Below are 23769 nucleotides of genomic sequence, written 5' to 3'. Positions count from 1 at the left end.
CTACCGATACCCGGTGCCGCTCAGTTCCTTATCGACGCTGGAAGGCGGGGTGGGGGCAATCTCCGCCAGTCGGTCAGTGCCGTTAGCCGGTATTTCAGGCCCTCCACCCCAACACCTCAACCATACAAGCCGGTTCCACGGCATCTCTGGCACAAGGCACGCTTTCTGGTTATGGAATGGGATTTCTACGGCACTTCGCACCATGAGTTTTTCTTGTTGAACGCCATGGGCGTGGTGATGAGTAGCTCCACATGAATTCGCGTGGTCGTTGGTTGCTTCTGTTGCCGCTGGTGTTTCTGGCGGTGGTGCTGGTGGCGCCGGTGGTGCGCTTGCTGGTGGAGGGGATGGGATCGGCCGACGTTTCGTGGTGGTCTGTTTGGCAGGACGACCATTTGCGTTGGCGAGTGGGGTGGTCGTTTGCGCAGGCGGGCATTACTTGTGTGCTGGCGCTGCTGCTGGGCCTGCCGGTGGCATGGGTGCTGGCTCGATTGGAGTTTCCGGGCCGCGCGCTGGTGCTGCGCTTGCTGATGCTGCCGTTTGTGGTGCCTACGCTGGTGGCGGCGATGGGGGTGCTGGCGCTGTGGGGGCCGCGGGGCTTGTTGGGTGAACCCATGGCGGCAGCCGGCTGGGGTCTGGAAGACACGCCATGGCTGCTGCTGTACGGCAACCTGTTTTTCAACCTGTGTGTGGTGGTTCGTGCCGGGGTGGATGCGCTGGAGCAGGTGAGCGCGCAGCGTGTGGCGGCGGCTCGCACGCTGGGTGCCACGCCTTGGCGCGCCTTCTGGCGTGTGGAGTGGCCGGCGGTGGCGCCCTGGCTGGCTTCTGCCTTGTGTCTGGTGTTCCTGTACTGCTTTGCCGGCTTTGGTCTGGCGTTGATCCTTGGTGGGCAGCGCTACGCCACGGTGGAGGTGGAAATTTACACCCTGGTGGCGCATGAACTGGCGCTGACTGATGCCGGTGTGCTGGCGGTATGGATGTTGCTGCTCACCGGCGCCGTGGCCCTGGCCTATGCGGCCATCGAGAAGCGCCTGGCGGCGCCGGGGCGCACCGTGCCTGTGGCGCGCCATCGTCCGAAGGGTGCGGGCCAGTGGTGGGCTGTGGCCGGGGCGTTGGCGGTGCTGCTGCTGGTGAGTGCGGCGCCCTTGCTGGCCATCGTGCTGCGCGCCTTGCACGCGCTGGTGTGGGGGCAGGGCGCTGCCGTGCTGGTGGAGCCCGAAACGCTGCGGGCGCTGGGCAACACCTTGCGGTTCTCCGGCATGGCGCTGGCGCTGGCCACGGCGCTGGGCCTCACCCATGCGCTGGCGGTGCAGGCGCTGGACCGCGCGGGTGCCCTGCGGGGCGTGGGGGCTGTGCAAGCCACCGCAGCGCTGGGATGGCGTGCGGCGGCGTTTCTGCCGTTCGTGGTGTCGCCGGTCACGGTGGCGTTTGGCCTGCTGCTGCTGTACCCGCAATGGACAGCCAGTCTGGGCCTGCTGGTGGCCGCCTATGCGCTGCTGGCCTACCCGTTTGTGGCCAAGTCGCTCACCGCCGCGCTGGATGCGCTGCCGGCCAGTTACGCTCAGGCCGCTGCCACGCTGGGTGCGCGGCCCTGGCGCATTTTCTGGCGGGTCACGCTGCCGCTGGTGGCCACCGCTCTGCGCCGGGGCATGGCCTTCGCCGCCGCCACCGCGCTGGGCGAATTCGCGGTGTCGCTGTTCCTGTCGCGACCCGAATGGACCACGCTCACCACACTCATCTACCAGCGCCTGAGTCGCCCCGGTGCTGCCAACCTGGACGCGGCGCTGGTGCTGGCCTGTGTGCTCATGGTGCTGGCGCTGCTGGCCTTCGCCGGCATCGAAGGCCGCGCGCAGCGCCACAACCCGGACAATGCCCGCCATGCTTGAACTGCGCGACATCCGAAAACAATGGGACCACCGCCCGCTGCTGGACGGCGTGAGCCTGAGCGTGGCCGCCGGCGAAACCGTGGCCCTGCTGGGCGCTTCCGGCAGCGGCAAGAGCACACTGCTCAAGATCGTGGCCGGCCTGGATCAGCCTGAATCCGGCACCGTTTGGTTCGACGGTGTGGACATCACCCGCCTGCCACCCGAGCGGCGAGGCTTCGCCCTCATGTTCCAGGATTCCGCACTGTTCCCGCACCTGAACGTGGTCGACAATGTGGCCTTTGGTCTGGTCGAACAGGGCGTGAAAAGAGCCACCGCACGCGAACAGGCGCGCGCCATGCTGCAGCGTTTTGGCCTGGCCGATCGAGGTGACGCACGGATCTGGACCCTTTCAGGGGGCGAACAGCAGCGTGTGGCTCTGGCGCGTGCACTCATCACTCAGCCCCGTGCCCTCTTGCTGGACGAACCCTTCAGCGCGCTCGACGCCACACTTCGGGATCAATTGCGCAGTGAATTCCGCGAGCGCATCACCGAAGCCGGCATGACCGCCATTCTGGTCACACACGACGAACAGGAAGCACGTGCGATGGCGCAGCGTGCCTGGGGCTTGCAGGGCGGGCAACTGGCATTGTTGTGGTGAGGGTGCGGCACAATCGGTCGGGCACCCACCTTGCGGTGCGTTTGATGGGAGTGGCCGATGGGCTGGTTTTCCAGGAGCACCGATCAGTTTTTTCTCAGCACCACCCTGCCTGAGGGGATAGCGCTCAGTCAGTATCTGGGCGTGGTCAATGGCGAAGCCATCATTGGTGCCAACATCTTTCGCGACATGTTTTCTTCGGTGCGCGACGTGGTGGGCGGCAGGGCCGGTGGCTACGAGCGTGCCCTGGCGGGAGCCCGCGATGCGGCCATGAACGAGCTCATCGATGCCGCCAAGGAAATGGGTGCCACCGGTGTGATCGGCATTGATTTCGACTACGAGGTGCTGGGCGAGACCAACGGCATGATGATGGTGGCTGTGAGCGGCACCGCAGTGAAGTTGAGCTGAAACCGCCGCCGACCCCGCCGTTTTCGCGAGCCGAACCCTTCAGCCGCCGCTCCAGACCAACCCTTTTCGACATGGACGTCTACATCATCATCGGCAACGCCAACACCCGCAAGGCTTCGCTGGTTCGAAGCCTGACGGGCTGTTTCAACCGCAGCGTGCGCGAAATCCTGCTTCAGGGATCCAAGCGCCCACATCGTTTCTACGCCCGTGTGGGAACACTTCAGGACACCCGCACCACCATCGATCAGTTCGTGCAGGAATTGACGCGGGCACGCTGTGAGGCTGCGGTGTTTTGCTTGTCGCCGGGCCAAAAGCCCGACCAGCCCGACCTCCCCGATGCGCAAACCTATGTCGCGGCAATGCGTAAACTGGGCTGGCGCATCAAGGGGATCGCTGTGCTGGGCCAGAACGATGGCGGCCTGCGCGCACCCAACCTGCGCCAATACCCCCAGGCCCCGGCGGCACCAGTGAATGTGACGGCCCGCGAAGTGCGGGCGCAGTTCGGATGGGTGTGAGCCAGCAAATCCCCCTTTTCTGTTGGGCGTTGCCTGCCCCCGTGCCGATGGTCGCCGATGGGCCGAGAACCACTGCCAGCATCCAGATTTTTTCACCAAGGGCCCTTCCATGTTGTCTCCGGTCAGATACAGCGCACTTCGCAATGCCGCATTGAAGTTGGTGGGTGTGCGTCGTACCTCTGCAGAAGCTGCGTCGAGATCCGAACTCATACAGGCTGAGGAAGAGGAGCCCAATGCCACCCTGTATTGCCTGGACGGGCAGCTCGAAAGGGCCGCAGAGCACAGCACCCTGGCGGACGAACTGGGGTGGGCGCGGCGAAAGCGCGTGGTCCATGCGCCGGTGATCCGCTACGTGTTGCGCGATTGCCTGGTCCACGCACACGGCGTTGAGTTTTTCGGCGGCTCTGTCCGCACCAGTGGCCAGGGGTTCAGGCAAAGAATCCCCCAGGGACCCATTGTGGACGTGCCCAGGGCGACCTACTGCATGAGCCAGGTTTCAAGGCAGTTCTTCGGACATTGGCTTCAGGATGCCTGCGCGACCGCGCTTCTGGCGAACCCCGACGAGGCGTTGCTGCTGGACATTCGACCCGATTGGCCTCACACGGCCGAGTACGCCGAGGTCTTTTCCCTTCAGGCGCATGCGTCTGAAAATCTGTTTGTGCGGGAGTTGTCCCTTTTTCAGGACTTTTCACAAGGGTCTTCCAAGCGCCAGCGGTATGCGGAACTCCGGTCGCGTGCGGCCCGCCACTTTCACCTGGATCCCTCACCGCACAGACCCGTGTATCTGCGTCGGGGCGCGACGGGTGCAGCGCGCCCGATCGTGAACGACGATGAGGTGGTGCGGCGTCTGGAAGACGAAGGTTTTCTGGCCCTTACGGTCGATGGCATGTCGGTGGCAGCGCTCTACAAGGTTCTGAGTTGTGCACCACTCGTGGTCAGCATGGATGGCAGTCAGCAGAACCACCTGTACTTCTCGATGCCGCCCGGGAGCAGTCTGTTGTCCTTCATTCCCGGTGACCGTTTCACTGCCACCAACTTCGGGTACGCGACCGCGGCTGGCATTCACTTCGGGATGCTGGTGGTGGACAAGGTCGAAGGTGGTTATGTGGTGGATGTCGCCAACATGATGCGGACGCTGGATCTTTTTCCCCGGTGATGGCAGGGCGGCCTCCATGCCTGTGCCAGGTGCTTTCCCAGATTCAGATCCATGCGCCACCGGGGCCGCGAAACCCTCTGTTCGGGAAGGGGTTGCTCCTCGGGTCGGACGGTGTCATGCCCGAAGTGCGCTTTCCCTTGGGCATCGGTGCATCAGCAGACCTTGGCCCAGGTGATTCCGTTCATGCTCAGCGGACCGGTGCAGAACGAGACGAACATGCACTTGCAGCGAACGCCGAGTGCTCACGTTCAGACGCCAGCGATCGATCTTCCTGGCAGGGCGCACAGGGGCCTTCAGGATCGTGGCAAGTGTCCTTTTCGGCTCACGCTGCTCAGTTGCCTCGCAGCGCACGCAGGATCTTCTGTCCACCGCGCCCGCTGGCTTCGTGACCGAGGCGCTCCTGCTCCAGCTTGATGGCGGCGCGGCTTCGTTCGCCGAGCATGCCGTCGACATCGCCAATCTCGTGTCCGCGCAGAATCAGCAGGCCCTGCAGTTCGCGGCGCTCGGCGCGGGAAATACCCGGGTCGTCGGTAGGCCAGGGGGTGGTGAAGGGACCACCGCCGCGCAGGCGGTCGGCCAGGTGGGCAATGGCCAGGCCGTAGCTCTCGGCTGCGTTGTAGCTGTAGATGGCATCAAAGTTGCGGAGCACCAGGAAGGCCGGGCCTTCGGAACCCGCGGGCGTCATGAGGCCGGCATTGCCCACGCCGGTTGGCAGGGGGGAGCCGTCCACCCGGCGCAGGCCGCGCGCGGCCCATTCGCCCATGGGGCGCTTGGTGCGCCGGCCTTCGCCGCTCACGTTGGTGCCGGCCGGCAGGCGCACTTCAAAACCCCAGGGCTGGCCGGTTTGCCAGCCGGCTTTCTGCAGGAAGTTGGCGGTGGAGGCCAGGGCATCCACCGTGCTGTCCATCAGGTCGGCCTTGCCATCTCCGTCAAAGTCCACCGCCAGCCGCTCGAACGTGCTGGGCATGAACTGCGTGTGACCAAATGCACCGGCCCACGAGCCCACAAAACGTTCAGGGGCGATGTGCCCGGCCTGCAAAATGCGCAGCGCAGCGTAGAGCTCGGTGCGGAAATACGTCTGCCGCCGTCCGAAGCACGACAAGGTGCCCAGCGACTGCACCAGTGGCGACTTGCCAAATGTCTGACCAAAGTTGCTTTCCACCCCCCAAACCGCCACCACGGTGGCTGGGTCCACACCAAAGCGATCCTGCACACGGGCCAGTGTGTCAGCATGCTGCGCCAACAGGGCGCGCCCTTCAGCCACCCGCTCCTCGTCCACCAGGCCAGCCAGGTAGTCCCAGATGGCGGTGCGGAACTCAGGTTGAAAGTTCAGCTTGTCGATCACGCTCATGTCCGGCGCCAGGCCCTGTGTGTGGCGGGTAAACGTGGCGTCCTGCACGCCCGCTGCGCGGGCAGGCGCACGCAAAGTGTTCAGGCAGTTTTCAAACTCGGGGTTTTGCGCCCACGCAGGCACAGCGAGCAGGGCAGCACAGAGCAGGGAAAAGGTTCGAAAAAGAGTCATCTCGATTCGGGTGAAGAAGCTCAACAAAGTTCAGACAGAAAAGGCATTCAGGCGTTTCAGCGGTAGGCACGCCATGGCTGAGAGAGGTGCCCCCATCCAGGGCACCTGTGGATCTGGCTTTGCCAGTCCACAGGGTGCGTCCCCCCTCGCAGCGTCGAAGGCGCGAACCGACGCAGGGGGGTGTTCCCCGTGGGCGGCCATCAGGCCGCCCACGTGGACCCATGCTCCGGCACCAGCGCCTGCCAGCGCAGTTCGTTTTCAATGCGATAGCGCAGCCGGTCTGAAGCCTCCGGGTCGCCGTGCACCACAAACACGCGGCGCGGTGCACCCGGCATGGCACGCAGCCACGCCAGCAACTGGCCGGCGTCGGCATGGGCCGAGGCGGAAGCGAGCTGAACGATCTCGGCGCGCACTGGAATGTCTTTGCCGTGCATGCGCAATTGCGTGGCCCCGTGCGCCAGGCTGGCGCCGCGGGTGCCGGGCGCCTGGTAGCCGGTGAGCAGCACCATGTTGCGGTGGTCGCCCAGGTACTTGGCCAGGTGGTGCAGCACGCGTCCACCGGTGGCCATGCCGCTGGCTGAGATGATCACCTTGGGGCCATGCTGCAGGGCGATGGCTTTGGATTCGTCGGGCGTGCGCGTCATGGTGGCCACGGTCGCCAGGTCGCGGCACTGTGCCGCGTTCAAACGGTGTTCGCCCAGGTGTTGGGCAAACAGTTCGGTGCTGTGGATGGCCATGGGACTGTCCAGGTACACCGGCAGCCCGCTCGGCAATGACCCGGCAGCCTTGAGTTGGGCAATGGCATGCAGCAGCGCCTGCGCGCGGCCCACGGCAAACGCCGGCACCACCGCGGTACCTCCACGCGCGGCCACACGCTGCAGGGCAGGACCCAGTTCGGCCAGCACGTCTTCTTCGGGGTGGTCACGGTCGCCGTAGGTGGACTCGCACACCACCACGTCGGCTGCTGGCGGGCTTTCAGGCGCCAGCATGATGGCGTCGTCCGGCCGGCCCAGGTCGCCTGAGAACAGGATCCGCCGCCCGCCCACTTCCAGCAGCAGGCTGGCCGCACCCAGAATGTGGCCAGCCCCGTAGAAGCGCGCCTTCCACCCTGGCACTGGCTCGAATACCTGCTGCATTCGCGCGGTGCGGATCAGCTTCAGGCTGCGGCGTGCGTCGTCTTCGGTGTAGAGCGGCAGCGCGGGCGCGTGTTTGGAGAAGCCCTTGCGATTGGCAAACGCAGCGTCTTCTTCCTGGATGTGGCCACTGTCGGGCAGCAGAATCTGCGCCAGATCGCGTGTGGCCGGTGTTGCCCACACCTTGCCGTGAAAGCCCTCGTTGGCCAGCAACGGCAGGTAGCCGCTGTGGTCCAGGTGGGCATGCGTGAGGATCACTGCACCAATGTGGTTGGGCAGCACGGGCAGCGGATCGCGGTTGCGCAGCCTCAACTGCTTGTAGCCCTGGAACAGGCCACAGTCCACTAGCACGCTGTGTCCATCGTGCTCTACAAGGTATTTGGAGCCAGTGACGGTGCCGGCACCGCCGAGGAATCGAATGTGTACGCTCATGCAGACATCTTACGCCCGGTATTTTTGGTGCAGCGACTGCGCGTCGGGGGCCGGCTCACCGCAGCGCGAAATCCGGCAGCCAGCCTGAAGATGAAGCCCGCCACCTGCGCACCAGTTGCACCAGAAACACGGCAAGGCACATGGGCATTGGGTCGTCGTTCAGGTCTACCACTTCACCACTGGGATCATTAAGGCCTGTTAACACTATTTTTTCGCACTTGAAAAGTTAGTGTTAACAGGCCCTAAAGGCTTGCATCGTCTGTACATCGACCCCAACATCCGCGCACTTGACGCCATGTGAACTCACATGACAGCCCCTGAGCATTTTCCTTCCACCCGCACGGCTGCGCTTGAGCGCATCGCTGCCGTTCACCCCACCCACTACGCCCGCACCCGCAACACCATCGACGGCGCGGTGTCGGGGCTCTCGCCCTACATCACGCACGGTTTCGTCAGCCTCTCCGAAGTGCTGGCAGGGGTGGCTCAGCGTCATCGGCTGGACGTGCAGCACAAGTTCGTGTACGAGTTGGGTTGGCGCGCCTTCTTTCGCCATGTGTGGCATCACCGGGGTGAAGGCATCTTGCGTTCCCTGCACGAAGGACCGCTTCCCGAGCACTGCTACGCTACGGAGTTGCCGCCCGACATTCGGCAGGCGCAGACCGGCGTGCCCGTGATCGACATGGCGGTACGCACCCTGTACACCACCGGTTCCCTGCACAACCACGCGCGCATGTGGGTGGCCAGCTACGTGGTGCATGTGCGCAAGGTGCATTGGCGGGCCGGTGCCGACTGGCTGTACGGCCATCTGCTGGACGGCGACCTGGCCAGCAACCACCTGAGTTGGCAGTGGGTGGCCGGTACAGGCAGCAGCAAGCCCTACCTGTTCAACGCAGAGAACGTGGCCCGCTACGCGCCAGCGTCGTGGCACAGCCCGGGCAGCGCGATCGACACGACTTACGAAGCCCTGGACCACATGGCGCGTCTCCCTGTGCGTCACGACCTGCAGAAGCGCGGTGCGCGGGGAGGCGACGCTGAGCCATTGGAGCCCGTGCTGTTTTCAGCGCCACCCGAAACACTGGCGTGGATGGCGCCCAATGCCGATGCAGTGGCGGGCCGCGACGTGTGGCTGGTGCATCCCTGGAGCCTGGGCGAGTTGCCGGGTGGTTTGCCGGACGATGCGCTGGTGGTGGGTATGGCGGTTGCGGACTTTCACCGTGCCTGGCCATGGAACGAAGGGCGCTGGCGCTTCGTGACCAGCCGCATGGCAGACCTCACTGGCCTGCGCTGGTTTGGCGATGCTGGCGCCATCGGGACCGCGCTCAAAGGTGCGCGCCGCGTGCGCGCGGTGAATGAGCCTCACCTGGCTCCCTGGCAGGCGAGTTGGGCCGATTGCGTGGCTGCGCCAACGCTGGTTCCTTCGGTGGACCGGCGCTGCGATTCGTTCTCCAACTGGTGGAAACGGGCGACCCGGGAGCTGGATTCGATTGAGTCACTGCTAGGAGCCAGCGAGCCGGCCGCTTGGTGAGCGATTCGACCGGTAGAGCCCGAGCGGTAGGCGGCGCTGGTCTGAAGGCAGCACAAATTCTGGCGTGCCCGGCCTGCGTCTGATCAGACACACGGGCAATTGCCCACAGCGCGTCCGACTCAGTCTCGCGACGTACCTAGCCCTTGTGTGCTGGCCTGTTCGCCTTCCTCATCCCTGTGCAGGTTGATGCCCATGCGCTCGGCGCGCTTGGCCCACAGTTGCCGTGCCATTTGCTGCATGTCCGCAACCTTGTCGCCCTCGTCGAGGATCTCGATGCCCAACAGGGTTTCAACCACGTCCTCCAGTGTGACCAGACCTTTGGTTTCGCCGTATTCGCCCACCACCAGTGCAATGTGCTGGCGCTGCTCCAGCAGCGTTTCCAGCAGGCGCGAGAGCAGGGTACTTGACAGCACGGCCACGATTTCGCGCTGAAACGTGGAGACGGGGAGGTCGCCCTTCCCCTCGTTCTGCGCCACCAGCAGGTCTTCGCGCAAAACGAAGCCGGTGACGGCGTCGAGGTTGGCGCCGTAGATGGGCAGGCGCGAGAAGGGGACCTTGTCAGGCGTGTTCAAGGCCTCGCTGACCTTGGTGTCCTTTTGAAGCGCGGCCATCACGATGCGCGGCGTCATGACAGTGCTGGCCTCGACCGACTTGAACAGGAACAGGTTGCGGATGATCTTGGACTCGCGCTCATTGATCATGCCCTGTTCCTGGCCAATGCCGGCCATGGCCACGAATTCATCGCGGCTGAAGTGGTGTAGTTTCTGGCCGCCTGAGATCATCTGGGTGAGCTTTTCAGACACCACAATAAGCGGGTACATGCTCTTTATCAAGAAATTCACGTACGTGCCGGTGAAGCCGGCCAGTTGCCGCCAGTACACCGCGCCCAGGGTCTTGGGCACGATTTCCGACAGGAACAGAATCAGCAGCGTCATGACGGCTGAGAACACACCGAACCAGGCGCTGCCGAACACCGCCGTGGCCTTGGAGCCTGCACCAATAGCGCCCACGGTGTGCGCAATGGTGTTGACGGTGAGGATGGCCGCCAGGGACTGGTCGATTTTGTCTTCCCTGAGCTGCTTGAGCATTTCAGCCTTTTTGGGCTGGGTTTCGCGCAAGCCAGCGATGTAGGAAGGGGTGATGCTCAAAAGTGTGGCTTCGGCCACCGAGCACAGAAAAGAAAACAGCAGTGCCAGCACCACGTACAACACCAGCAAAAAGGCGTCGCCGGTCAGGGAAACATTGGTCAGGGTGTTGAGGGCGTCAGGCAAAGCAGAGGCGGGGTCCATGGAGGGGGGTGGAAGTGAATAAGCCCACAAGCATACAGAAAGCGCTCAAAGCTGGATCAGGGCCTTTGTCCATGCCGTCTGGTGCCTGTCGAAAAGCTCAGCACCCACTGCGCAGCAGCATGGCGGGGTTGAGTTTCATCTGGCGCAGCAGGTAGCGCGCGCCCATCCCCAGGCTGATGGCGCTCACGCCCACCGCTGTGAGCACGCCGCTCCAATACAGGCCGCTGGGGTCCATGTCAAGGCGCCAGCGCAGCAGGCCAGTGGCCAGGACGCTGCCGGCCAGCACAGCGAAGCCGGCAGTGACCCCGGCCAGCACGGTGTATTCCCAGTACAGCACGCGGCGCAGGCTGGAGTGCCGCGCGCCCAGGGCGTGCATCACGGTGGCGTCGAAAACCTGCCGCGTGCGGCTTGCGGCCACCACGCTGGCCAGCACCAGCAAGCTGGCCGCCAGGCACACGCCGGCCACCACCACCAGGCCGCTGCTGGCGCGGCCCATGAGCGCGCGGGTTTCGCGCAGCAGCGACTCCGTGCGCACGCTGGCGATGTTGGGCGCCACCGCCGCCAGCCGGTCTTGTACGGTCAATGCTTCGTCAGGCGGCAGCCAGGCCGCGCCCACGTGGCGGGTGATGAATGGGTCGAGCACGCCGTCGCTGAAGATGGCTTCCAGCCACAGGCGCGACTGCATGCGGCGCTGGCTGTAGATGGCCGACAAGGTCACCTCCACCGGCGTGCCCATGATCTCGAATCGCAGCGCGTCGCCCACCTTCAGGCCCAGCTGGTCGGCCTCGCGGTCTTCCATGGCCACCAGCGGTGCGCCGGTGTGATTGGCCGGCCACCACTGGCCGCGGTCGATCACCACGTCGTCGATGTTGCCGGCGCGGTTGCTCAGCTTGTGTTCGTTGCGCGCTTCCAGGGCACGCCGGGTGTCGCCGCTGTCGCGCAAGGCTTCGCCGTTCACCGCGACCAGCCGGCCCAGCACCAGCGGGGCGGTCAGCACGCGGTCCAGGCCGGGTGCAGCCTGCAGGGTCTCGCGCAGGATGTCGATCTGTTCGGTCTGCACGTCGTAGAACACCAGGGCCGGGGCATTGGCCGGAACGGTTTCGTTCACCGTGCGCAGCAGAGACACCACCACCAGCGTGCAGGCCACCAGCAGCGTGAGCGCAGAGCCCAGCGACAGCAATGCAGGGCGCAGTGGCGAGTGCGGCTGCTGCAGGCCGGCCAGCGCAAGCTGCAGTTCGACCGACGGCTGCCAGCGTGTCATGCCCTGCACCTGCCGTGCCACGTGTTTCAGGCCGCGCGTGACGCCTTCCAGCAGCACCAGCAGGCCGGCGGTGGCGGCCACGAAGGCCAGGCCAAAGCGCGGGTCGGGCAGGGTGAGCACCAGCAGCAGCAACACCACACCGGCTGCGGCCGCTGTGAGCCACCAGATGCGGCGCGGGGTTTTGAGGTCAGCGCCGTTCACGCCGCGAAACAGCGCGGCGGGGGAGACCGACAGTGCGCGCCCCAGCGCCGGCAAGGCAAAGGCCACGGCGGTCAGCACGCCGAACATCAGCGCCACCAGAGACGGCTGCCACAACCCGCTTACCAGCACCGCCATGGGCAGGCGCTCAGCGGTGGCAAAAGCTGCGGTCAGCGCCAGCGCGTTGCCCACCAGCACACCCGCAGCGCTGGCCAGCAGCGCCAGCATCACGATCTGCAGCAGCACCATGGCGGCCAGATGCTTGTCGCGCAGACCGAGGGCGCGCAGCGTGGCCAGCGAGGTGAGCTTGCCTTGCAGGTAGGCCTGTACGCTGTTGAACACGCCCAGGCCACCGATGAACAAGGCAGAGAACCCGATCAGAAGCAGGCCCGAGCCAATCTGGGCCAGCACCTCGGCCATGCGTTCGCTGCGCTGGCTGAAGGTACGTACGTCGGCGTCGAGTGCAGGGAAGGCGGCCACGAAGGCGTCACGCCATGCGTTGGCGGGTTGTTCGGTGCGCACGCGGTAGCGGTATTCGACTCGGCTGAGCGGCTGCACCAGCCCGGTGGCCATCAGCGCACCATCGGCCACCAGCACCGGGGCGCCGCCCCAGTCGGCGCGCAGGCTGCGGTCGGGCTGGCGGGTGATGAGGGCGCGCACTTCTAGGTTCAGATCTCCGATGTCGATGCGATCGCCGGGTTGCAGGTGCAGGCGCTGGGCCAGGGCGGCGTCCACGGCCGCGCCCCAGTCTGGCCCTCGCAGTGCCAGTGCGGCGTCCAGCCCTGACGGGGGAGCCAGCGTGACCTCTCCGTAAAGCGGGTACTGCGCATCGGTGCTCTGCAGTTCAATCAACTGGGCCTGCCCGCTGGCGGTGCGCAGCATGGTGCGCAGCTCCACCATGCGCGACACGGTGGCGCTCTGGTCCATCCATGCCAGCACGTCGGTAGCCAGGGGCTGCTGGTGGCGCACCTCCACGTCGCCGCCGAACAGCAGGCGCGCATCGGACCGCAAGGCGTCAGCCACCTGCCGGTACAGGCCGCCGCCGGCCGCCACCAGAGACACGCCCAGCACCAGGCAGGCGCAGAAGATCCACAGGCTGCGGCCGCTGCGGCGCAGGTCGCGCCATGCCAGGTCAAGCAGGAACGGCATGGGGGGCGGTTCCGGTGGTGTCGCCGCCCGTACCTGGAAGGGTGCTGTGCACGGCGCTGGGTGCGGTTTCGTGCAATTGGCCGTCGTGCAGGCGCAGTACGCGGTCACAGCGGGCGGCGAAGTCCAGGTCGTGTGTGACCAGCACCAGGGTGGTGCCCAGGTCGCGGTTCAGTTCGAAAAGCAGTTCGCGCACCGATTCGGCGGTGTGGTCGTCCAGGTTGCCGGTGGGTTCGTCCGCCAGCAGCAGGCGCGGGCGGTGCACCAGCGCGCGGGCAATGGCCACGCGCTGCTGTTCGCCGCCGGAGAGCTGGGTGGGGAAGTGGTCGAGACGGCTGCCCAGGCCCACGCGGGTGAGCATGGCGCGGGCCTGTTCTCGTGCGTCGCGTCGACCGGCCATCTGCAGCGGCAGGGCCACGTTGTCCAGCGCGTTCAGACTGGGCAGCAGATGAAAGCTCTGGAACACGATGCCCACGCGATCGCGCCGCAGGTCGGCCAGCCCATCGCTGTCGAGTTGGCCTAGATCCACACTATCGATCACCACGCGTCCGCCGCTGGGACGCTCCAGACCGGAGAACAGCAGCAACAGCGACGTCTTGCCCGAACCCGATGGCCCGGCAATGGCCACACGGGTACCGGCTTGGATGCACAGGTTCACACCCCGCAGCACGTCCACGCGGGTGTGGGCCAGCGGGTACGACATGGAAAGATCGTCGACTTCGATGATGGGTGGGGTGGTTTCGGACATGTGTGGGAGAGTGGGAGAGGCGGCTTGACGCCAGGTTGGGGTGTTTGGCGTGCGCAGCTCATCAGCGCAGTGTGAGACTCTTGCCCTATGGAGGTTCCTGACGCAGCAGGTGTGGCTCGCCTTGTCTGATGTGCATGAACCCTTTGGGGTAGGGGTTGCGGGCGGCTTGCTGCCCGGTCAGCATTGAGGAGGTGCGCAATGGGGTTCAAACCTCGGGAAGGGTCCAAACGCGCTCGCCGCCCACGGCATGGTGTTGGCGGCCGGGTGCGGCATCGAGCACATGGCCGCCCGTGAAAGCGCCAAAGGCGGGCAGGATGGACCGCCCTGGTTCGCTGACGAAACAGGGCAGACGCAGGCGGTCGCGGCCCGGGCCCTGGAGCGAGACCACCGGGTGCAGATGGCCGGCCAGCACATGGTGGGTGGAGTGGTGTTGCGGATGGTGGCAGCAGGCAAAAGGGCCAAGCAGCCAGGGTTCGTCCACCACGCCGATACCCAGCGAAGGTGGTGGGTCGCCGGCGCGGTCGTCGTGGTTGCCGCGCACCATGGTGGCTTCCAGCGCAGCATGGCGTTCGCGCCAGGCATGCAGAGATGCCAGCACGTGGGGGGTGCGCGCTGCAGCGGCGTGCAGCAAATCGCCCAGGCAGACCAGATGGCGGGCCTGGAGTCGGGTGATCAGTTGGTCCAGCCGGGCCAGGTTGTCCTGTGTGGTGCCGTGCGGCACGGGTTGGCCCAGCGCGCGGTAGGTGGCCGCCTTGCCCAGGTGCAGGTCGGCCACGAACAGCGTGCGGGTGGCTGGCCACCACAGCGCGCGTTCGGACAGCAGGTGCAGGGATTCACCGGCCCATTCAACGCAGGCGTGATGGGTTTCATGGGTTGGGGACATCGCCTGCATTTTGGGCAGATGTGGAGGAAGAGCGTGTGACAGACGGGGCAGACCCGAGTGCCGCGCGGGGGAACAACGGCTGCGGGCGAGTTCAGAGCGGGGGCAACGGGCGCGACGGCTTGCGCTCGCGGCGCGGGCGGCGTTCGCCCGTGCCCTGGGAAGTCGGGTGGTCGCGGCCGAAGTCCAGCGTGTCCAGTACAGCCTGCACGTCGTCCACCTCGTCACCTTCTGCGCATTGGGCTTTTCGGCGTGCATGTTTGCGTGTCTTGCTTCCAGCGGCTTTCTCCAGTTGCGCCACCATGCGCGCAATGCGCTCGGCCACGTTCTCGTTGCTGAATTTTTCACGAAACCGCTCCACCATCAGCGGGAAGGCAAACGGGGTGGGTCTCTCCAGCGTGTGCAGCACCAGGGTCTGCGTGGTCATGCGTGCGAGTGCGGCCTGCAGGCGCGCCATGTCCAGCTCCAGCGCCAGCAGTTCCTGCTCGGCCTGTTGCAGCAGGCGGTTGGTCGGGTCGTACTGGCGGAACACCTCCCAGAACAGCCGCGAAGAAGCCTGCAGTTGCCGGCTGCTGCGGTTTTCGCCGGGGTGGCCCTGGTACACCAGACCCGACACCCGGGCGATCTCCCGAAAGCGCCGTTGTGCCAGTTCACCGGCATTGAGGCTGTCGAGCACTTCCTTCCCCAGGTCTTCGTCGCTCTCTGGGCCAAGCAGGACCTGTGGCAGCAGCTCCGCCCAGTCGGTGTGGGTGGGTGAGAGCAGTTCGAACCCGTAGTCGTTGACAGCGATGGAGAAGGTGGTGGGCGAGTGGCGCGCCACGCGCCAGGAAATGAGGCCGCCCAGGCCCAGGTGCACATGGCGTCCCGCAAACGGGTAGAGGAACAGGTGCGTGCCTTCGCGCGAGTGCAACACTTCGGCCAGCAGTTGCTGCCGAGTGGGCACGGCGGACCATTCACTTTGCACCGACAGCAAGTCCTGCGCGGCCCGCAGCTCGGGCGAACGGTGGTGGCCACTCGCCACCTGCTCGAGTTGATCCACCACCGCGTCGGCCAGCGTGGTGGACAGCGGCATCTTGCCGCCGTTCCAGCGCGGTACGGCCGGTCGTTGGCCCTGGGCGCGTCTGACCCACGCCGTCATCTCGTGCACGCGCACCAGTTCCAGCAGGCGCCCCGCGAACAGGAAGCAGTCACCGGGTTTCAGGCGCGCGGCAAAGCTCTCTTCGACCTGGCCCAGGCGCGCCCCGCCCACGACCTGCACCGCCATGCTGGCGTCGCTGACGATGGTGCCGATGTTCATGCGGTGACGTCTGGCCAGCCGCGCATCCGGCACGCGCCACACGCTGTTCGCATCCGGCTGCACGCGGTGGAAGTCCGGGTAGGCGCCGAGTGCCTCGCCGCCCTGACGTACAAAAGCGAGGCACCAGGCCCAGGCATCGTCGCTGAGCTGTTCATAAGCGGCGGTGCTGCGAACTTCAGCGAGCAGTTCCTCAGGCACGAAGCCACCGCCAAGACCCACCGTGACCAGATGCTGCACCAGGACGTCCAGCGGCTGGCGCGGCACCTCGCGGGCTTCGATGTGCCCGGCCGCCGCTGCGTCGCGCGCGGCCGCGCCTTCGATCAGTTCCAGCGCATGGGTGGGCACGATGGTGATGCGCGAAGGTCTGCCAGGTGCGTGTCCCGAACGCCCGGCGCGCTGCAACAGCCGCGCTATGCCTTTGGGTGAACCGATCTGCAGCACCCGTTCCACCGGCGAAAAATCCACGCCCAGGTCCAGGCTGCTGGTGCATACCACCGCACGCAACGCTCCGCTCTTGAGGCCAGCCTCCACCCATTCGCGCACGTTGCGGTCCAGCGAGCCGTGGTGGAGCGCGATCACACCGGCCCAGTCGGGCCGCGCGTCCAGCAAGGCCTGGTACCAGAGTTCGGCTTGCGATCGCGTGTTGGTGAACACCAGCGTGCTGCCGCTGCGTTCGATCTCTTCCACCACCTGCGGCAGCATGCTGATCCCGAGGTGGCCGGCCCACGGGAAACGATCGGTGCGGGGTGGCAGCAGCGTGTCCACGGTCAGGCGCTTGGGCGTCCTGCCCTGCACCAGCACGCCTTTGCAACCCGGCCCCAGCAAGGTATGCCTTGCCTCATCGAGATTCCCCAGCGTGGCGGACATGCCCCACACCATGAGGTGGGTGTTCCAGCGGCGCAGCCGCGCGATGGCCAGCTGCGCCTGTACACCGCGCTTGTTGCCCATGAGTTCGTGCCATTCGTCTACCACCACCAGTTGCGCGCGGCCCAGCGTGTCGGCCGCGTCGGCCCGCGCCAGCAGCACGCTCAGGCTCTCGGGTGTGGTGACCAGCACGGTGGGCAGGCGGCGGTCTTGGGCGCTGCGCTCGCCGCTGGTGGTGTCGCCGCTGCGTGCGCCGGCGCTCCAGTGCGGAGCCATCTCGGCCAGCGGTTCCTGCAGGGCGCGCAGGGTATCGGCGGCCAGGGCGCGCATGGGGGTGATCCAGACGACAGTCAGCGGAGCGGCGATGGGTTTGGCGCGCGCGCCATGTCCTTCCGTCTTTCCGCTTGCGTTGCGAACGGACGCGTTCGCCTTCGTTACTGGATTCTTCGCCTCGACGAGAGCCTGCAACGCGCCCAGCCACACCGCAAAGGTTTTCCCCGAGCCCGTGGTGGCGTGAAGCAGACCGCTCTGGCCACGCGCCATGGCGGTCCACACCTGGCGCTGGAAGGGAAAGGGTTTCCATCCGCGGGTGTTCAGCCACACGGTGGCGTTGGGCCGTTTCATGGCGAAGGCTCGGTGGCTGTACCGGGCATCAGCGCAGCCAGGGTCTGCAAGGTGTCGGCTTCATCCACCGGCTTGTCTTCGCGCCAGCGCAGCATGCGCGGAAAGCGCACCGCAATGCCGCTCTTGTGGCGGGTGCTGCGGGCAATGCCTTCAAAACCCAGTTCAAACACCAGGGTGGGTCGCACGCTGCGCACCGGGCCGAAGCTCTCCACCGTGGTCTTGCGGATGATCGCATCCACCTTCGCCATCTCTGCGTCTGTCAATCCTGAATAGGCCTTGGCGAACGGCACCAGCTGCCGCCCCTCGGTACCGGGCGGCGCATTCCACACCGCAAAGGTGTAGTCGCTGTAGAGGCTGGCGCGGCGGCCGTGGCCGCGCTGGGCGTAGATCAGCACCGCGTCCACACTGAGCGGATCGATCTTCCACTTCCACCAGGTGCCCACGTTGCGGGTGCGACCCACGCCGTACCGGGCTTCGCGCTGCTTGAGCATGAAGCCTTCGGTGCCCATCTGGCGCGCGGCTTCGCGCTGTTGTGCAAGGTCGGCCCACGAGTCGCCTTGCAGTATCTGGCTGGCGATGAGCTGCGGGTGGTTCATCTCCGCCACCAGCGCGTCGAGCTGTCTGCGACGCGTGTGCAGAGCTTGATCACGCATATCGTTGCTTTCGGCCTCCAGCAGGTCGTAGGCCAGCAGCACCACCGGCACTTCGCGCAGCAGTTTGGCGACCAGTGTCTTGCGGCCGATGCGCCGTTGCAGGTCGGCAAAGGGTTGAGGCTGGTCGTTGCGCCAGACCACGATCTCGCCGTCGATCACGGTGCCGTCTGGCAGCGCGTCACCCAGTGCGGCCAGTTCGGGGAAGCGGTCGGTCACCAGTTCTTCACCCCGCGACCACAGCCAGGTCTGGCCGGCCCGGCGCACCAGCTGGGCGCGAATGCCGTCCCATTTCCACTCCACCTGCCAGTCGGTGGGCGGGCCCAGCAGATCTTCCAACCGCTCCAGCGGCTCGTTCCACGGGTGCGCCAGAAAAAAAGGGTAGGGCTGCCCGCTGGTTTTCTGGTTGGTCTCGGTGGCGGACTCTGGCGCCACCAGTGCGCCGTATGCAGAGGCGGTGGGTTTCGCACCGATGTGCGTGTAGCCCATCAGCCGCTGCGCGACCCGCTGAGTGCTCACCCCGGCCACGGTCGCAAGCGCCTGTGTGACCTGCAGGCGTGACACCCCCACGCGGAACCCACCGGTGATGAGTTTGAGACAGATGAATCGTTGATCGTCCGGCATTTGCCGCCACACGGTCTGCAGTGCAGCCGCTTGTGTCTCCGGTGGCTGTCCTCGCAGCGGCAGCAGATGGTGCGCCAGCCAGTCGGCCAGAGTGCGCTCCAATGGCTCGGTGCCGGGTGGCAGGAGCAGCGCCACCGTTTCGGCCAGATCACCCACGGCCTCGTAGCTCTCATCGAACAACCATTCGGGCAAGCCCGCGGCTTCACGCGCCAGGGTGCGCAACAGCACGGTGGGCACGATCTGGCGCGGCTTGCCCCCGGCCAGGAAATACACCGACCAGGCAGCGTCTTCGGCGGGGGCTTCGCGCAGGTAGCGCTGCAGGGCGGCCTGCTTGTCGCGGCTGGAAGTGCTGGCGTCAAGCTCGCGGTAGAGAGCTGCGAAGCGTTTCATGCCCCTTCATCCTCTGCGTGCTCTGGCGCTGCCTTGTGCGCCTCGGAAGTGGCTTGATCTGCCACGTCCTCCTCTCCATATTCGGTGTCGAAGGCCTGCGCGTCCAATCCGTTTTCATTGAGCCAGCGCACCAGCACGGGCACGCTGCCGTGCGTCACGCGGATGTGCTCGGCGCCCGTGCCCTTGATGGCGGCCATGAGGCCGGGCCAGTCGGCGTGGTCCGACATCACGAAACCCCGGTCCACGCCCCGGCGACGGCGTGTGCCGCGTACCTGCATCCAGCCGCTGGCGAAGGCGTCCACTGCATCGGCGCCGAAACGCTTCATCCAGGGCGTGCCCTGGGCAGAGGGTGGGGCCAGCACCAGTGCGCGCTTGAGTGCGGCCTTGTCGAGTGCTGCGTCGGTCACTCGAAACGTGGGTGGCAGATCCACACCTGCTGTGCGGTACACCGCATTGAGTGGCTCCACCGCACCGTGCACCACGATGGGCCCGATGGACACGTCCACTCCGTGCAGGATGCGCTGCGCCTTGCCGAAGGCGTAGCACAGCAGCACCGAAGCCCGGCCCTCAGCTGCGTTGGCACGCCACCAGCCGTTGATCTCATCGAACAGCACGGCCTGCGTGGGCCAGCGGTAGATGGGCAAACCGAACGTGCTCTCGGTGATGAAGGTGTCACATTGCACCGGTTCAAAAGCAGGGCAAGTGCCGTCGGGTTCGATTTTGTAGTCGCCCGAAGCCACCCATACCCGGCCACCATGTTCCATCCGCACTTGGGCTGAGCCGAGCACATGCCCGGCCGGGTGCAGCGAAACGCGCACACCGTGGTGTTCGATCACTTCGCCATAGGCCAGCGTCTGTAAGTTGATGCCTGCGCCCAGTCGCTGGCGCAGCGTGCCCGCGCTGTCGGCGTGTGCCAGGTAGTGGGCGTGGCCAGTGCGTGCGTGGTCCGAATGCGCGTGCGTGATCACAGCGCGCTCCACCGGCCGCCAGGGGTCGATGAAGAAATCGCCCGCTGGGCAATAGAGGCCTTCGGGACGGGCGATGACGAGGTCTGGAGTCGTTGCCATGCTTTCTACAGTGTGCAGCAGGGCAGCGGTGAGTTGAGCACCCTGCGGCTCATGGCCCTACGGAATCAACCTCCAACAGAGCTGTTTGGTCTTCTCGGATCGTGTTGTGCTGCCAGCGCATTGCCAAGCCCATGCACGAAAATCGCTCATGGACAGGGTGTGGCTTCCTGGGCCGATAGATTTCCGTTGCTGTGCTCATGCCGATTCAAAAAAGGAAGGGGCGACGGTCACCCATCGCCCCTTCACTTTGCCGAACCCCTCAGCTGAAAAAGCTCTTCGCTTTTTCAAACCACCCCTTGTCGTTCGGGCTGTGCTTGTGGCCGCCTTTCTTGAACGACTCGTCCAGTTCCTTGAGCAGCTTGCGCTGGTGCTCGGTGAGCTTGACTGGTGTTTCCACCGCCACATGGCAGTACAGGTCGCCGGGGTAGCTGCTGCGCACGCCCTTGATGCCCTTGCCGCGCAGTCGAAAGGTCTTGCCGCTCTGGGTGCCTTCGGGCAGATCGATCGTGGCCTTGCCTTGCAGCGTGGGCACGTCGATCTCGCCACCCAGGGCCGCAGTGGTCATGGGCACGGGCACCTGGCAGTGCAGGTCGTCACCTTCGCGTTCGAAGATGTCGTGCTTGCGCAGCCGCACTTCGATGTAGAGGTCGCCTGAAGGGCCGCCGTTCTGACCGGGTTCGCCGTTGCCGGTGCTGCGGATGCGCTGGCCGTCGTCGATGCCGGCAGGGATCTTGATTTCCAGCGTCTTCTGCTTTTTGATCTTGCCCTGGCCGCTGCAGGTGGTGCAGGGTTCGGGGATGATCTTGCCGCTGCCGTGGCAGTGCGGGCAGGTCTGTTGCACGCTGAAGAAACCCTGGCGCATCTGCACCACACCCTGGCCGTGGCAGGTGGAGCAGGTCTTGGCGCTGGTGCCGGGCTTGGCGCCGCTGCCCTTGCAGGTTTCGCAGTCGTCCCAGCTGGGAATGCGGATCTGGCTTTCCTTGCCTGCGGCGGCTTCTTCCAGCGAAATTTCCATCGCGTAAGACAGGTCGGCGCCGCGGTAAACCTGACGACCGCCACGCTGGCCGCGCTGGCCACCGAAGATGTCGCCAAAGATATCGCCAAAGGCATCGCCGAAGCCGCCAAAGCCTTCTGCGCCCGGGCCGCCACGCATGTTGGGGTCGACGCCGGCGTGGCCGTGCTGGTCATAGGCCGCGCGCTTGGGCGGGTCCGACAGCATTTCGTAGGCTTCCTTGGCTTCCTTGAAGCGTTCTTCGGCGCCCTTGGCTGCGTCACCCTGGTTGCGGTCGGGGTGGTGCTTCATCGCCAGCTTGCGATACGCCTTCTTGATTTCGTCGTCTGAAGCGTTCTTGGGGACGCCCAGCACTTCGTAAAAGTCGCGTTTAGCCATGTTGGAATGCGGTTCTTGTTGAGTACAAACGCCGCGTCAGGTTGCCCTGACGCGGCGGTGGGTGGCAGGTCGATCAGAAGGCAATCAGCCCTTCTTCACTTCCTTCACCTCGGCATCGACGATGTCGTCGTCGGCACCGGCTTTGCTGCCACCGGCCTGGGCATCGCCCTCAGGGGCACCACCAGCCGCATTGGCCGCTTCGGCCTGCGAGGCGGCGTACACCTTCTCGCCCAGCTTCTGGCTGGCGGTCATCAGGGCTTCGGTCCTGGACTCGATGGCGGCCTTGTCGTCACCGTTGAGCGCTTCTTCCACGTCCTTGATGGCGGTCTCGATCGCTTCCTTCTCGGCGGCTTCGAGCTTGTCGCCGTGTTCGCCCAGGCTCTTCTTCACGCTGTGCACCATGGCTTCACCCTGGTTGCGCGCCTGCACCAGTTCGACCTTCTTCTTGTCGTCGGCGGCGTTGAGCTCGGCGTCTTTCACCATCTGCTGGATCTCGTCTTCGGTCAGGCCAGAGTTGGCCTTGATGGTGATCTTGTTTTCCTTGCCGGTGCCCTTGTCCTTGGCGCCCACGTGCAGGATGCCGTTGGCGTCGATGTCGAACGACACTTCGATCTGCGGCATGCCGCGCGGCGAAGCAGGAATGCCCTCGAGGTTGAATTCGCCCAGCAGTTTGTTGCCGCTGGCGATCTCTCGCTCACCCTGGAACACCTTGATGGTCACGGCCGGCTGGTTGTCTTCGGCGGTGGAGAAGGTCTGCGCGAACTTGGTCGGGATCGTGGTGTTCTTGGCGATCATCTTGGTCATCACGCCACCCATGGTCTCGATGCCCAGGCTCAGCGGCGTCACGTCGAGCAGCAGCACGTCCTTGCGGTCGCCACTGAGCACCTGGCCCTGAATGGCAGCGCCCACGGCCACGGCTTCGTCAGGGTTCACGTCCTTGCGCGGCTCCTTGCCGAAGAATTCCTTCACCTTTTCCTGCACCTTGGGCATGCGGGTCATGCCGCCGACCAGGATCACGTCGTGGATGTCGTTCACGCTGATGCCGGCGTCCTTGATGGCGGTACGGCAAGGCGCAATGGTGCGCTCGATCAGCTCTTCCACCAGGGCTTCAAGCTTGGCACGGGTGAGCTTGATGTTCAGGTGCTTGGGGCCCGATGCGTCGGCCGTGATGTAGGGCAGGTTCAGGTCGGTGGCGGCCGAGCTGGAGAGCTCGATCTTGGCCTTTTCAGCGGCTTCCTTCAGGCGCTGCAGGGCCAGCACGTCCTTGGTCAGGTCGACGCCTTGTTCTTTCTTGAACTCGGTGACGATGTAGTCAATGATGCGCTGGTCGAAGTCTTCGCCGCCCAGGAAGGTGTCGCCGTTGGTGGAAAGCACCTCGAACTGCTTCTCGCCGTCGACATCGGCGATCTCGATGATGGACACGTCGAACGTGCCGCCACCCAGGTCGTACACCGCGATCTTGCGGTCGCCCTTTTCCTGCTTGTCCAGACCAAAGGCCAGGGCCGCAGCGGTGGGCTCGTTGATGATGCGCTTGACGTCGAGGCCGGCAATGCGGCCGGCGTCTTTGGTGGCCTGCCGCTGGGCGTCGTTGAAGTAGGCCGGCACGGTGATCACGGCTTCGGTCACTGGCTCGCCCAGGTAATCCTCGGCGGTCTTCTTCATCTTGCGCAGAATGTCGGCGCTGACCTGCTGGGCAGAAATCTGCTTGCCGCGCACTTCCACCCAGGCGTCACCGTTGTCGGCGGCCACGATGGAGTAGGGCATGAGGTCGATGTCCTTCTGGACTTCTTTCTCGGTGAACTTGCGGCCGATCAGGCGCTTGATGGCGTAGAGCGTGTTCCTGGGGTTGGTCACAGCCTGGCGCTTGGCGCTGGCGCCCACCAGCACTTCGCCGTCTTCCTGGTAGGCCACGATCGAAGGCGTGGTGCGCGCACCTTCCGCATTTTCAATCACCTTGGTGGTGTTGCCTTCCATGATGGACACGCACGAGTTGGTGGTGCCCAGGTCGATACCGATGATTTTTCCCATTTTGTTTGCTCCGAGAGAGGAAGAGTTGAATTGTTGAAGAGATGTGGATAACTGTGTGGATTTCAAGTGGGCTGCGTGTGGGCGGCCTGTGCGCGGTGACTGGAA

General features: G+C 65.3%; 17 protein-coding genes and 1 pseudogene. 7 read left to right on the top strand and 11 right to left on the bottom strand.

Annotated features, from left to right (window positions below):
* The 6 genes from Q7V46_RS07105 to Q7V46_RS07080 form a co-directional block, all read left to right on the top strand.
* Positions 1-255, top strand: a 255-nt coding sequence (locus Q7V46_RS07105; protein ID WP_304912828.1) for a hypothetical protein, incomplete at its 5' end; no start/stop codon positions are given.
* Positions 252-1883, top strand: coding sequence for an iron ABC transporter permease (locus tag Q7V46_RS07100; protein ID WP_304912827.1), 1632 nt, complete (start codon positions 252-254; stop codon positions 1881-1883). The genes Q7V46_RS07105 and Q7V46_RS07100, both read left to right, overlap by 4 nt.
* Positions 1876-2520 carry an ABC transporter ATP-binding protein gene (locus Q7V46_RS07095; RefSeq protein ID WP_304912826.1) on the top strand — a complete coding sequence of 215 codons (645 nt, stop codon included), beginning with the start codon at positions 1876-1878 and terminating at the stop codon, positions 2518-2520. The genes Q7V46_RS07100 and Q7V46_RS07095 overlap by 8 nt, the downstream gene beginning before the upstream one ends.
* A 57-nt stretch (positions 2521-2577) precedes the next feature.
* A complete protein-coding gene (locus Q7V46_RS07090; protein WP_304912825.1) occupies positions 2578-2925 on the top strand; it encodes a heavy metal-binding domain-containing protein in 348 nt (115 codons plus the stop codon).
* 71 nt (positions 2926-2996) lie between these two features.
* Complete coding sequence (locus tag Q7V46_RS07085; protein WP_304912824.1) at positions 2997-3440, top strand: hypothetical protein; 444 nt, start codon at positions 2997-2999, stop codon at positions 3438-3440.
* A gap of 109 nt (positions 3441-3549) precedes the next feature.
* The gene (locus tag Q7V46_RS07080; protein ID WP_304912823.1) at positions 3550-4596 is read left to right on the top strand and encodes a glycosyltransferase 61 family protein; all 1047 of its coding nucleotides are present in this window, start codon (positions 3550-3552) and stop codon (positions 4594-4596) included.
* Positions 4597-4927: 331 nt separating this feature from the next.
* Here the strand turns inward: Q7V46_RS07080 and Q7V46_RS07075 are convergent, their stop codons facing one another.
* Entirely contained in the window at positions 4928-6118 is a 1191-nt protein-coding gene (locus Q7V46_RS07075; protein WP_304912822.1) for a lytic murein transglycosylase, read from the bottom strand.
* A 200-nt stretch (positions 6119-6318) separates the two neighbouring features.
* Positions 6319-7683: an MBL fold metallo-hydrolase RNA specificity domain-containing protein gene (locus Q7V46_RS07070; RefSeq protein ID WP_304912821.1), complete on the bottom strand. Its 1365-nt coding sequence runs from the start codon at positions 7681-7683 to the stop codon at positions 6319-6321.
* Between the two features lie 307 nt (positions 7684-7990).
* Between Q7V46_RS07070 and Q7V46_RS07065 the strand changes: the two genes are divergently transcribed.
* The gene (locus tag Q7V46_RS07065; protein WP_304912820.1) at positions 7991-9208 is read left to right on the top strand and encodes an FAD-binding domain-containing protein; all 1218 of its coding nucleotides are present in this window, start codon (positions 7991-7993) and stop codon (positions 9206-9208) included.
* A 119-nt stretch (positions 9209-9327) separates the two neighbouring features.
* Here the strand turns inward: Q7V46_RS07065 and Q7V46_RS07060 are convergent, their stop codons facing one another.
* From Q7V46_RS07060 to dnaK, 9 genes and pseudogenes are all read right to left on the bottom strand, one after another.
* Entirely contained in the window at positions 9328-10497 is a 1170-nt protein-coding gene (locus tag Q7V46_RS07060) for a CNNM domain-containing protein (RefSeq protein ID WP_304912819.1), read from the bottom strand.
* Between the two features lie 97 nt (positions 10498-10594).
* Positions 10595-13105 carry an ABC transporter permease gene (locus tag Q7V46_RS07055; RefSeq protein WP_304912818.1) on the bottom strand — a complete coding sequence of 837 codons (2511 nt, stop codon included), beginning with the start codon at positions 13103-13105 and terminating at the stop codon, positions 10595-10597.
* Between the two features lie 79 nt (positions 13106-13184).
* Positions 13185-13850: pseudogene (locus Q7V46_RS07050) on the bottom strand (ABC transporter ATP-binding protein); the annotation flags it as partial.
* A gap of 205 nt (positions 13851-14055) precedes the next feature.
* Positions 14056-14733 (bottom strand): ligase-associated DNA damage response endonuclease PdeM, encoded by a 678-nt coding sequence (gene pdeM, locus Q7V46_RS07045; protein WP_304912816.1) that lies wholly within the window; start codon positions 14731-14733, stop codon positions 14056-14058.
* Between the two features lie 91 nt (positions 14734-14824).
* A complete protein-coding gene (locus Q7V46_RS07040; protein ID WP_304912815.1) occupies positions 14825-17515 on the bottom strand; it encodes a ligase-associated DNA damage response DEXH box helicase in 2691 nt (896 codons plus the stop codon).
* Positions 17512-19179 carry an ATP-dependent DNA ligase gene (locus Q7V46_RS07035; RefSeq protein WP_304912814.1) on the bottom strand — a complete coding sequence of 556 codons (1668 nt, stop codon included), beginning with the start codon at positions 19177-19179 and terminating at the stop codon, positions 17512-17514. The genes Q7V46_RS07040 and Q7V46_RS07035 overlap by 4 nt, the downstream gene beginning before the upstream one ends.
* The gene (locus Q7V46_RS07030; protein WP_304912813.1) at positions 19176-20246 is read right to left on the bottom strand and encodes a ligase-associated DNA damage response exonuclease; all 1071 of its coding nucleotides are present in this window, start codon (positions 20244-20246) and stop codon (positions 19176-19178) included. Before Q7V46_RS07030 ends, Q7V46_RS07035 begins: the two co-directional genes overlap by 4 nt.
* A 259-nt stretch (positions 20247-20505) precedes the next feature.
* Positions 20506-21636, bottom strand: a complete 1131-nt coding sequence (dnaJ, locus tag Q7V46_RS07025) for a molecular chaperone DnaJ (protein ID WP_304912812.1) — start codon at positions 21634-21636, stop codon at positions 20506-20508.
* 84 nt (positions 21637-21720) lie between these two features.
* On the bottom strand, positions 21721-23664 hold the full coding sequence (gene dnaK, locus Q7V46_RS07020) for a molecular chaperone DnaK (protein WP_304912811.1): 1944 nt from the start codon (positions 23662-23664) through the stop codon (positions 21721-21723).
* Between the last annotated feature and the right edge of the window lie 105 nt (positions 23665-23769).

The organism is Hydrogenophaga sp. (assembly GCF_030651625.1).
Lineage (GTDB): Bacteria > Pseudomonadota > Gammaproteobacteria > Burkholderiales > Burkholderiaceae_C > Hydrogenophaga.
This window is presented reverse-complemented; position numbering and strand designations above follow the sequence as displayed.